The organism is Rhizobium sp. 01L410 (assembly GCF_056400165.1).
The window spans coordinates 275,475-287,968 of record NZ_JBFTST010000008.1 but is presented as its reverse complement, the minus strand read 5'-3'; the positions used below and the strand labels follow the sequence as shown (position 1 = coordinate 287,968).

Sequence of the window (12,494 nt, the reverse complement as noted above, 5' to 3'; positions counted from 1 at the left end):
GGCACGGAAATGGTTATGCCTGGCGACAACGTCACCGTTGTTGTCGAGCTGATCGTTCCGATCGCGATGGAAGAAAAGCTGCGCTTCGCGATCCGCGAAGGCGGCCGTACCGTCGGCGCCGGCATCGTCGCCTCGATCATCGAGTAATCATCGATCGGCCGCTTCGAAAGGGGCGGCCGATTCGAATGACATTATTATGATGCAGGCGGTTTAGGCCGCTTGCTTATTACACAGAAATGTTGCAAATGGCGCGCAAGCGCGATTTGCGTGCTGCTTCGTTCGCGGAGCGGCGAACAAAACTAACAATAAGGTGGGCTTTAAAGGCCCGAAGAGTGGATAGGGATGCCGTTCTCGCGGTGTCCTTCTCGATCTTTGAAACCGGTGGTCCGCCTTAGCGAAAACAAAAAACGCGTCTTGAGAAAGGCGCGCGAAAAACAGAACACAAGGATAATGTCGAATGAACGGCCAAAATATCCGCATTCGCCTGAAGGCGTTCGATCACCGAATTCTCGATGCTTCCACGCGCGAGATTGTGTCGACGGCGAAGCGCACCGGCGCAAGCGTCCGGGGCCCCGTTCCGCTTCCGACTCGCATCGAGAAGTTTACGGTTAACCGGTCCCCACACATCGACAAGAAGAGCCGCGAGCAGTTCGAGATGCGCACGCATAAGCGCCTCCTCGACATCGTAGATCCGACCCCGCAGACGGTAGACGCGCTGATGAAGCTCGATCTCGCCGCCGGTGTCGATGTTGAGATCAAGCTCTGAGCCCTGCTCGAGCGGATTTGGAAGGATTGAACCGATGCGTTCAGGTGTGATTGCACAGAAGGTGGGCATGACACGCGTCTACAACGACGCTGGTGAGCATGTTCCAGTTACCGTACTGCGTATGGAAGGCTGCCAGGTCGTCGCTACGCGTACTGTCGAAAAGAATGGCTACGTCGCTGTCCAGCTTGGTGCTGGCACGGCCAAGGTCAAGAATACCTCCAAGGCCATGCGCGGCAACTTCGCAGTTGCCAACGTTGAGCCGAAGGCGAAGCTCCAGGAATTCCGCGTTTCGGAAGATCAGCTCCTCGAAGTTGGCACCGAAATCAAGGCTGGTCACTTCGCAGCCGGTCAGCTCGTCGATGTGACGGGTACCACGATCGGTAAGGGCTTTGCCGGCGCCATGAAGCGCCACGGCTTCGGCGGTCTCCGCGCCACGCACGGTGTGTCGGTTTCGCACCGTTCGCACGGTTCGACGGGCTCGCGCCAGGATCCGGGCAAGGTTTTCAAGAACAAGAAGATGGCTGGTCACATGGGCCAGACGCGCGTTACGACTCAGAACCTGGAAGTGGTTTCGACCGATGAAGATCGCGGTCTGATCCTGATCAAGGGTGCAGTACCCGGTTCCAAGGGTGCCTGGATCATCGTGCGCGATGCCGTCAAGTCGGCAGCGAAGTAAGGGAGCCGGACCAATGGAATTCAACGTCAAGACCCTCGAGGGAAAAGACGCAGGGAAGGTTTCTCTTTCTGACGCGATTTTCGGCCTCGAGCCCCGTGAAGACATTCTTGCCCGCGTTATCCGCTGGCAGCTTGCCAAGAAGCAGCAGGGCACTCACCAGGCCAAGGGCCGCGCCGACGTTTGGCGCACCGGCGCCAAGATGTACAAGCAGAAGGGTACGGGCCGCGCTCGTCACCATTCGGCTCGTGCTCCGCAGTTCCGCGGCGGTGGTAAGGCTCACGGCCCGGTCGCCCGCAGCCACGAACACGACCTTCCGAAGAAGGTTCGCGCTCTCGGCCTGCGTCTCGCCCTGTCGGCAAAGCTGAAGTCCGATGATGTCATCATCATCGACAACCTCGTTGCTGCTGAAGCAAAGACCAAGGCTCTGGCCGCTACCTTCGAGACGCTCGGTCTGACCAACGCGCTCTTCATCGGTGGTGCTGAGCTCGACGGCAACTTCAAGCTCGCTGCCCAGAACATCCCGAACATCGATGTTCTCCCGATCCAGGGCATCAACGTTTATGACATCGTCCGCCGCGGCAAGCTCGTGCTTTCCAAGGCTGCCGTTGAAGCTCTAGAGGAGCGTTTCAAGTGACCGATCTTCGCCACTATGATGTGATCGTCTCGCCGTCGATCACCGAAAAGTCCACTCTGGTATCTGAGAACAACCAGGTTGTTTTCAATGTCGCCAAGAAGGCGTCGAAGCCGGAAATCAAGGCTGCAGTCGAGGCGCTCTTCGGCGTCAAGGTCACGGCCGTCAACACGCTGCTCCGCAAGGGCAAGACCAAGCGTTTCCGCGGTTTTGCCGGCAAGCAGCAGGACGTGAAGAAGGCTGTCGTAACGCTGGCTGAAGGCCAGACGATCGACGTCTCCACCGGTCTCTGAGGAATAAAAACATGGCATTGAAAACATTCAATCCTATCACCCCGAGCCAGCGTCAGCTGGTCATCGTCGACCGCTCCTCGCTCTACAAGGGCAAGCCGGTCAAGGCGCTGACGGAAGGTCTGACAAAGAGCGGTGGCCGTAACAACCTCGGCCGTATCACTGCCCGCTTCATCGGCGGCGGTCACAAGCGTACCTACCGTCTGATCGACTTCAAGCGCCGCAAGTTTGAAGTTGAAGGCACGGTTCAGCGTATCGAGTATGACCCGAACCGTACGGCTTTCATCGCGCTCATCGCTTACGCAGACGGCGAACAGGCCTACATCATCGCTCCGCAGCGTCTCGCTGCCGGCGACAAGGTCATCGCTTCTGAAAAGGCTGTCGACGTAAAGCCCGGCAACGCAATGCCGCTGCAGTACATCCCGGTCGGCTCCATCATCCACAACGTGGAAATGAAGCCGGGCAAGGGTGGTCAGATCGCCCGTTCGGCTGGCGGCTACGCCCAGCTGGTCGGCCGCGATGCAGGCATGGCGATCCTTCGTCTGAACTCTGGCGAACAGCGTCTCGTTCACGGCTCTTGCCTGGCGACGATCGGTGCGGTTTCGAACCCTGACCACGGCAACATCAACGACGGCAAGGCCGGTCGTACGGTGTGGCGCGGCAAGCGTCCGCATAACCGCGGTGTCGTCATGAACCCGGTCGACCACCCGCACGGCGGTGGTGAAGGCCGCACCTCTGGTGGCCGTCACCCGGTTACTCCGTGGGGCAAGCCGACCAAGGGCAAGCGCACCCGGTCGAACAAGTCGACCGACAAGATGATCATGCGCTCGCGTCATCAGCGTAAGAAGTAAGAGAGGAAGTCTCCAATGGCTCGTTCAGTATGGAAAGGTCCGTTCGTTGACGGCTATCTTCTCAAGAAGGCTGAGAAGGTTCGTGAAGGCGGACGTGCAGAAGTAATCAAGATCTGGAGCCGTCGCTCCACGATCCTGCCGCAGTTCGTCGGTCTCACCTTCGGCGTCTACAACGGCAGCAAGCATGTACCGGTCAGCGTCAACGAAGACATGGTCGGTCACAAGTTCGGTGAATTCTCTCCGACGCGGACCTACTACGGTCACGGCGCGGACAAGAAGGCAAAGAGGAAGTAACGATGGGCAAGGCAAAAGCCGAACGCCGGCTGAAGGACAACGAGGCGCAAGCAGTCGCCCGCACGCTCCGCGTCAGCCCACAGAAGCTCAACCTGGTGGCCGCGCTTATCCGCGGCATGAAGGTCGAGCGTGCACTCGCTGAGCTGGAATTTTCGCGCAAGCGCATTTCGGGCGCCGTCAAGAAGACGCTCGAATCTGCGATCGCAAACGCCGAGAACAACCACGATCTCGACGTTGACTCGCTGGTCGTAGCAGAGGCCTACGTTGGCAAGTCGATTGTCATGAAGCGCTTCCACGCTCGTGGCCGCGGCCGTGCATCTCGCGTCGAGAAGCCGTTCGCGCACCTGACGATCGTCGTGCGCGAAGTGCAGGCACAAGAGGAGGCCGCATAATGGGTCAGAAAATCAATCCAATCGGTTTCCGTCTTGGCATCAACCGTACCTGGGATAGCCGCTGGTTCGCGGACAATGCCGAATACGGTCAGCTGCTGCACGAAGACCTGAAGATGCGTAAGTTCGTCATGAGCGAACTGAAGCAGGCTGGTATCGCCAAGGTCGTCATCGAGCGTCCGCACAAGAAGTGCCGCGTCACGATCCACTCGGCTCGCCCGGGTCTGATCATCGGCAAGAAGGGTGCAGACATCGACAAGCTCCGCAAGAAGCTGTCGGACATGACGAACTCCGAAACGCACCTCAACATTGTTGAAGTTCGCAAGCCGGAAGTCGACGCAACGCTGGTTGCCCAGTCGATCGCCCAGCAGCTCGAGCGTCGCGTGGCTTTCCGCCGCGCCATGAAGCGCGCTGTTCAGTCTGCCATGCGTCTTGGCGCCGAAGGCATCAAGATCACCTGCGCAGGCCGTCTCGGCGGTGCCGAAATCGCTCGTACGGAATGGTATCGCGAAGGTCGCGTTCCGCTCCACACGCTGCGTGCGGACATCGACTATGGCACAGCCGAAGCGGAAACCGCTTTCGGTATCTGCGGCATCAAGGTTTGGATCTTCAAGGGCGAAATCCTTGAGCACGATCCGATGGCCTCCGAGCGCCGCGCACTCGAGGGTGATGCTCAGGGTCCGGCTAGCCGTGATCGCGATCGTCGCCGCGACAACGCTTGATAGCGTTGGTGGCTAAGAAGTTCGGAGAATAAGAAAATGTTGCAGCCAAAGCGTACCAAGTACCGCAAGCAATTCAAGGGCCGCATCAAGGGCGTCGCCAAGGGTGGGTCTGATCTCGCCTTTGGTGAATTCGGCCTTAAGGCTCAGGAGCCAAACCGCGTCAACGCACGTGAAATCGAAGCGGCCCGCCGCGCGATCACGCGCTACATGAAGCGTGCTGGCCGTGTGTGGATCCGCGTGTTCCCGGATGTTCCGGTAACCGCAAAGCCGACCGAAGTCCGTATGGGTAAGGGTAAGGGCTCCGTTGAATACTGGGCATGCAAGGTCAAGCCCGGCCGTATGATGTTCGAGATCGACGGCGTCAGCGAAGAGATCGCCCGCGAGGCACTTCGTCTCGGCTCTGCCAAGCTCTCGGTCAAGACGCGCTTCGTACAGCGCATTGCAGAGTAAGGAGAGGCAGATGAAAGCCGAAGAAGTCCGCGGCCTCACGGCCGATCAGCTCAAGGACAAGCTCGCCGACCTGAAGAAGGAGCAGTTTAACCTGCGCTTCCAGAAGGCAACCGGCCAGCTCGAAAAGTCCTCGCGTATTGACGAAGTCCGCAAGGATATCGCCCGCGTGAAAACCATTGCCCGCCAGAAGGCGGCAGAAGCAAAGGCGTAAAGGAAAAAATCATGCCGAAGCGCATTCTGCAGGGCGTCGTCGTTGGCGACAAGAACGAGAAGACTGTGGTAGTCCGCGTCGAGCGCCGTTTCGCTCACCCGCTGCTCCAGAAGACCGTTCGTCGTTCCAAGAAGTACAAGGCCCACGACGAAAACAACCAGTATAAGATCGGCGATACCGTTTCCATCGAGGAATGCGCGCCGATCTCCAAGGACAAGCGTTGGACGGTCATTTCCGCCCAGGCTAAGTAAGAATTTTCGGCGAGGCCTTGCGCCTCGCGGAAATATCTGTATGAAGCAGCGTCAGAACGCTCGAAAGCCGGGCGTTCTTTTGCTTTGAGCGCACGGAAGGTCCCGTTGGGAAACCACCCTGGCACGATCGATCCCGCGCTATTCAAGCTATTGCCGTGTTTTCGCCTGTCCTTGTGGCAAGCGGCCGGCTGACAATTTTCATAAGCCGGGGTAGGGGGCGAGAGCCCAACCATTCCGGTAAACCAAAAAGGCGACCTGATATGATTCAGATGCAAACAAACCTCGACGTGGCGGATAATTCCGGCGCACGTCGTGTCATGTGCATCAAGGTGCTGGGCGGCTCGAAGCGCAAGTATGCCTCGATCGGCGACGTTATCGTCGTTTCGATCAAGGAAGCGATCCCGCGCGGCCGCGTGAAGAAGGGTGACGTGATGAAGGCGGTTGTCGTTCGCACCGCCAAGGAAATCCGTCGTGTTGATGGCAGCATCATCCGCTTCGACACCAATGCAGCAGTCCTCATCGACAACAAAAAAGAGCCGATCGGCACCCGTATCTTCGGACCGGTTCCGCGCGAACTTCGCGCCAAGAACCACATGAAGATCATCTCGCTGGCTCCTGAAGTACTGTAAGGAGCGAGACCGATGCAGAAGATTCGTAAGGGCGACAAGGTCGTCATGCTCGCAGGCAAGGACAAGGGCCGTACTGGCGAAGTCCTCCAGGTCCTGCCCAAGGAAGATCGTGCCGTTGTCCGCGGCGTCAACGTCGTAAAGCGCCATCAGCGCCAGACGCAGACCCAGGAAGCCGGCATCATCAACAAGGAAGCTTCGGTTCACCTGTCCAACCTTTCCATCATCGACAAGGACGGCAAGCCGACCCGCGTTGGTTTCAAGGTTGTTGACGGCAAGAAGGTCCGTGTAGCTAAGCGTTCCGGTGAGGTGATCTGATGGCTGAGGCAAAGTACGAGCCACGGCTCAAGAAGGAATATGTCGAGCGCATCCGTGCGGCCATGCAGGAGAAGTTCTCCTACGCCAACGAGATGATGATCCCGAAGCTCGACAAGATCGTAATCAACATGGGTGTTGGTGAAGCAACGGCTGATTCGAAGAAGCCGACTGTTGCCGCTGCCGACCTGGCCGCTATCGCTGGTCAGAAGCCGGTCATCACCCGTGCGCGTAACTCCATCGCTGGCTTCAAGGTCCGCGAACAGATGCCGATCGGCGCGAAGGTTACTCTCCGCGGCGCCCGCATGTACGAGTTCCTGGACCGTCTCGTGAACATCGCGCTTCCGCGCGTTCGCGACTTCCGCGGCCTGAACCCGAAGAGCTTTGACGGCCGTGGCAATTTCGCCATGGGCATCAAGGAGCACATTGTGTTCCCTGAGATCAACTACGATAAGGTTGATCAGATGTGGGGCATGGACATCATCGTTTGCACGACGGCAACGAAGGACGACGAAGCACGCGCTCTGCTCACAGAGTTCAGCTTCCCGTTCCGTCAGTAACCGTAACGACGAGCGTAGAAAAGGAACCTGACATGGCGAAGACCAGCGCAGTTGAAAAGAACAAGCGCCGCCGTACTACGGTCGCAAATCAGGCTGCAAAGCGTGCAGCTCTGAAGGCGATCATCATGAACCAGTCTCTTCCGATCGAAGAGCGGTTCAAGGCCTCGATCAAGCTGGCATCCCTGCCGCGCGATGGATCGAAGACCCGTATTCGCAACCGTTGTGAAGTATCGGGCCGTCCGCGCGCATACTACCGCAAACTGCGCATGTCGCGTATCGCGCTGCGTGAACTCGGCAATCTCGGCAAGGTGCCGGGCATCGTCAAGTCCAGCTGGTAAGGAGCAGGTTAGATGACAATGACTGATCCGTTGGGCGATATGCTCACTCGCATCCGTAACGGCGCTTCCCGCCGCAAGTCGTCGGTATCGACGCCTGCTTCGAAGCTCCGTGCACGCGTTCTCGATGTTCTGCAGTCCGAAGGCTACATCCGTGGCTATTCCGTTGTCGATTTCGGCAATGGCAAGTCGGAACTCAGCATCGAGCTGAAGTACTACGAAGGCACATCGGTGATCCGTGAGATCGGCCGCGTGTCCAAGCCGGGCCGCCGGGTTTATGTCTCGGTCAAGTCCATTCCGCAGGTCGCGAACGGCCTCGGCATCACCATCCTTTCGACTCCGAAGGGTGTGATGGCCGATCACCAGGCTCGCGAACAGAACGTTGGTGGCGAGGTTCTTTGCTCGGTCTTCTAAGATTGAGCAAGGATCTCCATAGCGAACAGACAGGATTGAAACATGTCTCGTATCGGTAAGAAGCCCGTTCAGGTACCTGCTGGGATCACGGCTACGGTCGAAGGCCAGAAGGTTACTGCAAAGGGCCCGAAGGGCGAGCTGTTCTTCGTCGCAAACGACGAAGTCGGCATCAAGCTCGAAAACAACGCGGTTGTCGTAACGCCGCTCACGCAGTCGAAGGATGCTCGTTCGAAGTGGGGCATGTCCCGCACGATGATCGAAAACATCTTCAAGGGCGTCAAGGACGGCTTCGAGCGCAAGCTCGAAATCAACGGCGTCGGTTACCGCGCATCGCTTCAGGGCAAGAACCTGCAGCTGGCGCTCGGTTTCAGCCACGACGTGGTTTATGAGCCGCCGCAGGGCATCACGATCGCTGTGCCGAAGCCGACGGAAATCGTCGTCACCGGCATCAACAAGCAGCAGGTCGGCCAGGTTGCCGCAGAAATCCGCGAATACCGCGGTCCTGAGCCTTACAAGGGCAAGGGCGTCAAGTATGCCGAAGAGCGGATCATCCGCAAAGAAGGCAAGAAGAAGTAAGGATCACGCGAAATGGCTAGCAGGAAAGAAGCACTTGCACGTCGTGCCAACCGCGTGCGCCGTCATCTCAAGTCGGTGGCCAATGGCCGTCCGCGCCTGTCGGTTCATCGCTCCTCGAAGAACATCTACGTTCAGGTCATTGACGATGTTGCAGGCAAGACGCTCGCGTCTGCCTCGACCCTCGATAAGGATCTGCGCGGTTCTCTGAAGACCGGTGCCGATACCGCAGCAGCTGCCCTCGTCGGCAAGCTCGTTGCAGAGCGCGCAACGAAGGCAGGCGTCAGCGAGGTCGTATTCGACCGTGGCGCCTTCATCTACCACGGCCGTATCAAGGCCCTGGCAGACGCAGCCCGCGAAGGCGGTCTGTCCTTCTAATAAAGTTTCCGGCCGGACGCTGCGAAGCGCCGGCCGGATCTCACCGGACCGCAAACGCTCCCTGATGGGAGGCTGATGCGGTCCTCGTTTTGTTTGCCCGTTGCACCCGGAAAAGAAAAAGGAAAAGGACAATGGCACAGGAAAGAAGAGGCTCGCGGGATGACCGTCAGAGCCGCGAAGAGCGCGATAGCGAATTCGTCGACAAGCTGGTCGCGATCAACCGCGTCGCCAAGGTCGTCAAGGGTGGCCGCCGTTTCGGTTTTGCCGCTCTCGTCGTCGTCGGTGACCAGAAGGGCCGCGTAGGCTTTGGTCACGGCAAGGCACGCGAAGTGCCGGAAGCGATCCGCAAGGCCACGGAAGCCGCCAAGCGCGAGCTGATCTTCGTGCCGCTGCGCGAAGGCCGTACCCTGCATCACGACGTTCACGGCCGCCACGGCGCCGGCAAGGTTCTGCTGCGCTCGGCCAAGGTCGGTACCGGTATCATCGCCGGTGGTCCGATGCGCGCCGTTTTCGAAACGCTCGGCGTTCACGACGTTGTCGCCAAGTCGACCGGTTCCTCGAACCCTTACAACATGGTTCGCGCTACCTTCGACGCTCTGAAGCACCAGGTTCACCCGAAGGACATCGCAGCTCAGCGCGGCATCAAGTATGCTACGCTTCAGGCTCGCCGTGCCGCCTCCGGCAACGCCTCTGAAGAATAAGAGGAGTCTGACCCATGGCCAAGGCTACCAAGAAGACCGAAGCAAAGACGGTTACCGTCGAGCAGATCGGCAGCCCAATCCGCCGTCCTGACGTTCAGCAGCGCACGCTGATCGGTCTGGGCCTCAACAAGATGCACCGCCGCCGCACGCTGGAAGATACGCCTTCCGTCCGTGGCATGATCCGCGCTGTGCAGCATCTCGTTCGCATCGTCGACGAGAAGTAAGCAGGGGATACGATCATGAAACTGAACGAAATCAAGGACAACGAAGGTTCGACCCACAGCCGTAAGCGTCTCGGACGCGGTATCGGCTCGGGCTCGGGCAAGACCGGTGGTCGCGGCGTCAAGGGCCAGAAGTCCCGTTCGGGCGTTGCCATCAACGGCTTCGAAGGCGGTCAGATGCCAATCTACCGTCGTCTGCCGAAGCGCGGCTTCAACAACATCTTCAAGGCCGACTACGTTGTCGTGTCGCTTGAGCGCATCCAGGCTGCCGTCGATGCCGGCAAGCTCGATGCCAAGCAGACCGTTGACGCAGCTGCCCTGAAGGCTGCTGGCGTCATCCGCCGTGCCAAGGACGGCGTTCGCGTCCTGTCCGGCGGCGAACTCAAGGCCAAGGTCAAGATCGAAGTTGCAGGCGCTTCCAAGTCTGCTGTCGAGAAGATCGAAAAGGCTGGCGGTTCCATCACGCTTCTTTCTGCCGCAGCGGCAGAATAATAATCTTATGATATGTCGCCCGGGGTGCTTCACACCGGGCGATTTTGCTCCCATATGTGGGCCTCACAAAACCTGTATCGTTGCACCCCCGCGGCGTGCCGGTTTCCGACGAAATCAAGGGTGAGGCAATGGTTGCGCCAGCAATCCGTCCGAAGCCCGGCTTTTGAATATTGACATACCTTTTCCGGGTCCGGCCACTTCGCGAAGGGCTGGAATGGGTAGCGCGGAGAATCGCATGGCTTCTGCAGCGGAACAGTTGGCTTCCAATCTTAATTTTTCGACCTTCGCCAAAGCTGAGGATCTCAAGAAGCGCCTGTGGTTCACACTGGCAGCTCTCCTCGTCTATCGCCTGGGTACGCACATTCCGCTTCCGGGTCTGAACCCTGAAGCCTATGCTCAGGCCTTCCGCGGCCAGGCAGGCGGCATTCTCGGCCTCTTCAACATGTTCTCGGGCGGCGCCGTACAGCGTATGGCGATCTTTGCGCTCGGCATCATGCCTTACATTTCCGCTTCGATCATCGTGCAGCTCATGACCTCGGTCGTGCCGGCGCTCGAGAATCTGAAGAAGGAAGGCGAGCAGGGCCGCAAGATCATCAACCAGTACACCCGTTACGGCACGGTGCTGCTCGGCACGCTGCAGGCCTACGGCATTGCGGTCGGCCTCCAGAGCGGCAACGGTCTCGTTGTCGATCCGGGCTGGTTCTTCAAGATCTCGACCGTCATCACGCTGCTCGGCGGCACGATGTTCCTGATGTGGCTCGGTGAGCAGATCACCTCGCGCGGCATCGGCAACGGTATTTCGCTGATCATCTTCGCCGGTATCGCCGCAGGTCTGCCGACCGCACTGGCCGGTACCCTCGAGCTCGGCCGCACCGGCGCTCTGTCGACGACGCTGATTCTCGCCGTCATCCTGATCGCCATTGGCGTCATCGCCGTCATCGTATTCGTGGAACGCGCCCAGCGCCGCCTTCTGATCCAGTATCCGAAGCGCCAGGTGGGCAACCGCATGTTCCAGGGCGACACGTCGCACCTGCCGCTGAAGCTCAACACCTCGGGCGTCATTCCGGCGATCTTCTCGTCGTCGCTGCTGTTGCTGCCGGCAACGCTTGCTGGCTTTGCCAACACCACGGCTCTGCCGTCCTGGGCGACGTCGATCGTAGCCGCGCTCGGCCACGGCCAGCCGCTCTACATGCTGCTCTACGGCGCGCTGATTGCCTTCTTCGCCTTCTTCTATACGGCCATCGTCTTCAATCCGAAGGACACGGCCGACAATCTCAAGAAGCATGGCGGCTTCATCCCCGGCATCCGTCCGGGTGAGCGTACCGCCGAATATATCGATTACGTCCTGACCCGAATCACGGTGATCGGCGCAATCTACCTCGTGTTCGTCTGCATCCTGCCCGAGATCCTGGTGTCGCAAACCGGCATCCCATTATCCCTTGGTGGGACTTCGCTTTTGATCGTGGTTAGCGTAACTCTTGATACGGTTGCGCAGATTCAGGGTCACCTGATTGCACAGCAGTACGAAGGCCTGATCAAGAAATCGAAGTTGCGTGGAGGAAAGAGGGGGCGATGAGACTCATACTTTTGGGGCCGCCGGGCGCGGGTAAGGGGACCCAGGCCCAGCGGATCGTGGAGAAGCAAGGCATTCCGCAGCTCTCCACCGGTGACATGCTCCGTGCAGCCGTTCAGGCCGGCACGGAGGTAGGCAAGCGGGCTAAGGCTGTCATGGACGCCGGCAAGCTTGTTTCCGACGAGATCGTCAATGCCATCGTCTCCGAGCGTCTCGATGCTCCCGATTGTGCCAACGGCTTCATCCTCGATGGCTTCCCGCGCACGCTCGTGCAGGCGGATGCCACCGAGGTGATGCTGAAGGGCAAGGGGATCGAGCTCTCGGCCGTCATTGAGATTGAAGTCGACGACAAGATCCTCGCTGATCGCGTCTCCGGCCGTTACACCTGCGCCAACTGCGGCGCCGGCTATCACGACACCAACGTGAAGCCGAAGGTGGAGGGGGTCTGCGACCGCTGCGGTTCGACTCACTTCAAGCGCCGCCCGGACGATAACCGCGAGACCGTGGTGACCCGCCTGGCAGCCTACTACAAGGAAACGTCGCCGCTGATCGGCTATTACCATGCAAAGGGTAAGCTGAAGGTGGTGGATGGAATGGCGGATATCGATCACGTGACTGCGGAGATCGACGCCATTCTTTCGAAGCTCTAGGTCTTCGAAAATAAACTTGGCGGGAGCGGTTGCCTTTCAGCACTGATTCCGTTAAACACCGCGCCAACTCGCGACATTTGATGCGATCGGCGCGGATTTCCCAAGGAAGTCCGGGTTCGGTCGTT

General features: G+C 59.1%; 24 protein-coding genes. All 24 read left to right on the top strand.

The annotated features are described in order from the left end of the window. Positions 1 to 147: EF-Tu C-terminal domain-related protein (locus AC1DV9_RS19535; RefSeq protein ID WP_477949740.1), on the top strand; the 147-nt coding region annotated here is incomplete at its 5' end. 310 nt (positions 148 to 457) lie between these two features. Further along, positions 458 to 766, top strand: coding sequence for a 30S ribosomal protein S10 (rpsJ, locus tag AC1DV9_RS19530; protein WP_003547547.1), 309 nt, complete (start codon positions 458 to 460; stop codon positions 764 to 766). A 34-nt stretch (positions 767 to 800) separates the two neighbouring features. Then, positions 801 to 1,442 carry a 50S ribosomal protein L3 gene (rplC, locus tag AC1DV9_RS19525; protein WP_112387879.1) on the top strand — a complete coding sequence of 214 codons (642 nt, stop codon included), beginning with the start codon at positions 801 to 803 and terminating at the stop codon, positions 1,440 to 1,442. A 13-nt stretch (positions 1,443 to 1,455) separates the two neighbouring features. Next, entirely contained in the window at positions 1,456 to 2,076 is a 621-nt protein-coding gene (rplD, locus tag AC1DV9_RS19520) for a 50S ribosomal protein L4 (protein ID WP_112387880.1), read from the top strand. Then, entirely contained in the window at positions 2,073 to 2,366 is a 294-nt protein-coding gene (locus AC1DV9_RS19515) for a 50S ribosomal protein L23 (protein WP_112387881.1), read from the top strand. The genes rplD and AC1DV9_RS19515 overlap by 4 nt, the downstream gene beginning before the upstream one ends. Positions 2,367 to 2,377: 11 nt before the next feature. Continuing rightward, on the top strand, positions 2,378 to 3,214 hold the full coding sequence (gene rplB / locus AC1DV9_RS19510; protein ID WP_112387882.1) for a 50S ribosomal protein L2: 837 nt from the start codon (positions 2,378 to 2,380) through the stop codon (positions 3,212 to 3,214). A gap of 15 nt (positions 3,215 to 3,229) precedes the next feature. After that, positions 3,230 to 3,508 (top strand): 30S ribosomal protein S19, encoded by a 279-nt coding sequence (gene rpsS, locus AC1DV9_RS19505; protein ID WP_007531666.1) that lies wholly within the window; start codon positions 3,230 to 3,232, stop codon positions 3,506 to 3,508. A gap of 2 nt (positions 3,509 to 3,510) precedes the next feature. Next, the gene (rplV, locus tag AC1DV9_RS19500; RefSeq protein WP_112387883.1) at positions 3,511 to 3,900 is read left to right on the top strand and encodes a 50S ribosomal protein L22; all 390 of its coding nucleotides are present in this window, start codon (positions 3,511 to 3,513) and stop codon (positions 3,898 to 3,900) included. Beyond that, the gene (rpsC, locus tag AC1DV9_RS19495) at positions 3,900 to 4,619 is read left to right on the top strand and encodes a 30S ribosomal protein S3 (protein ID WP_018857109.1); all 720 of its coding nucleotides are present in this window, start codon (positions 3,900 to 3,902) and stop codon (positions 4,617 to 4,619) included. The genes rplV and rpsC overlap by 1 nt, the downstream gene beginning before the upstream one ends. 36 nt (positions 4,620 to 4,655) lie before the next feature. Beyond that, entirely contained in the window at positions 4,656 to 5,069 is a 414-nt protein-coding gene (gene rplP / locus AC1DV9_RS19490) for a 50S ribosomal protein L16 (protein WP_003573792.1), read from the top strand. Between the two features lie 10 nt (positions 5,070 to 5,079). Further along, the gene (gene rpmC, locus AC1DV9_RS19485; RefSeq protein WP_007812871.1) at positions 5,080 to 5,280 is read left to right on the top strand and encodes a 50S ribosomal protein L29; all 201 of its coding nucleotides are present in this window, start codon (positions 5,080 to 5,082) and stop codon (positions 5,278 to 5,280) included. An 11-nt stretch (positions 5,281 to 5,291) separates the two neighbouring features. Next, on the top strand, positions 5,292 to 5,531 hold the full coding sequence (rpsQ, locus tag AC1DV9_RS19480; protein WP_112387884.1) for a 30S ribosomal protein S17: 240 nt from the start codon (positions 5,292 to 5,294) through the stop codon (positions 5,529 to 5,531). A gap of 260 nt (positions 5,532 to 5,791) precedes the next feature. Then, positions 5,792 to 6,160: a 50S ribosomal protein L14 gene (gene rplN, locus AC1DV9_RS19475; RefSeq protein WP_018900268.1), complete on the top strand. Its 369-nt coding sequence runs from the start codon at positions 5,792 to 5,794 to the stop codon at positions 6,158 to 6,160. Positions 6,161 to 6,172: 12 nt separating this feature from the next. Beyond that, positions 6,173 to 6,475 carry a 50S ribosomal protein L24 gene (gene rplX / locus AC1DV9_RS19470; protein WP_112387885.1) on the top strand — a complete coding sequence of 101 codons (303 nt, stop codon included), beginning with the start codon at positions 6,173 to 6,175 and terminating at the stop codon, positions 6,473 to 6,475. Next, positions 6,475 to 7,032, top strand: a complete 558-nt coding sequence (gene rplE, locus AC1DV9_RS19465; protein ID WP_112387886.1) for a 50S ribosomal protein L5 — start codon at positions 6,475 to 6,477, stop codon at positions 7,030 to 7,032. The genes rplX and rplE overlap by 1 nt, the downstream gene beginning before the upstream one ends. Positions 7,033 to 7,064: 32 nt before the next feature. Continuing rightward, complete coding sequence (gene rpsN, locus AC1DV9_RS19460; protein WP_074067600.1) at positions 7,065 to 7,370, top strand: 30S ribosomal protein S14; 306 nt, start codon at positions 7,065 to 7,067, stop codon at positions 7,368 to 7,370. A 12-nt stretch (positions 7,371 to 7,382) separates the two neighbouring features. Continuing rightward, positions 7,383 to 7,781 carry a 30S ribosomal protein S8 gene (gene rpsH / locus AC1DV9_RS19455; protein WP_022718381.1) on the top strand — a complete coding sequence of 133 codons (399 nt, stop codon included), beginning with the start codon at positions 7,383 to 7,385 and terminating at the stop codon, positions 7,779 to 7,781. A 42-nt stretch (positions 7,782 to 7,823) separates the two neighbouring features. Further along, positions 7,824 to 8,357 carry a 50S ribosomal protein L6 gene (gene rplF, locus AC1DV9_RS19450; protein ID WP_112387887.1) on the top strand — a complete coding sequence of 178 codons (534 nt, stop codon included), beginning with the start codon at positions 7,824 to 7,826 and terminating at the stop codon, positions 8,355 to 8,357. Between the two features lie 12 nt (positions 8,358 to 8,369). Then, entirely contained in the window at positions 8,370 to 8,732 is a 363-nt protein-coding gene (rplR, locus tag AC1DV9_RS19445; protein WP_112387888.1) for a 50S ribosomal protein L18, read from the top strand. Between the two features lie 131 nt (positions 8,733 to 8,863). Further along, positions 8,864 to 9,433 (top strand): 30S ribosomal protein S5, encoded by a 570-nt coding sequence (gene rpsE / locus AC1DV9_RS19440; protein ID WP_027509270.1) that lies wholly within the window; start codon positions 8,864 to 8,866, stop codon positions 9,431 to 9,433. Positions 9,434 to 9,447: 14 nt separating this feature from the next. Next, positions 9,448 to 9,657, top strand: coding sequence for a 50S ribosomal protein L30 (rpmD, locus tag AC1DV9_RS19435; RefSeq protein ID WP_016553562.1), 210 nt, complete (start codon positions 9,448 to 9,450; stop codon positions 9,655 to 9,657). 15 nt (positions 9,658 to 9,672) lie between these two features. Next, the gene (gene rplO / locus AC1DV9_RS19430; RefSeq protein WP_112387889.1) at positions 9,673 to 10,146 is read left to right on the top strand and encodes a 50S ribosomal protein L15; all 474 of its coding nucleotides are present in this window, start codon (positions 9,673 to 9,675) and stop codon (positions 10,144 to 10,146) included. Between the two features lie 235 nt (positions 10,147 to 10,381). Next, positions 10,382 to 11,722, top strand: a complete 1,341-nt coding sequence (gene secY, locus AC1DV9_RS19425) for a preprotein translocase subunit SecY (RefSeq protein ID WP_112387890.1) — start codon at positions 10,382 to 10,384, stop codon at positions 11,720 to 11,722. Beyond that, positions 11,719 to 12,369 carry an adenylate kinase gene (locus tag AC1DV9_RS19420; protein WP_477949733.1) on the top strand — a complete coding sequence of 217 codons (651 nt, stop codon included), beginning with the start codon at positions 11,719 to 11,721 and terminating at the stop codon, positions 12,367 to 12,369. Before secY ends, AC1DV9_RS19420 begins: the two co-directional genes overlap by 4 nt. The last annotated feature ends 125 nt before the right edge of the window (positions 12,370 to 12,494 follow it).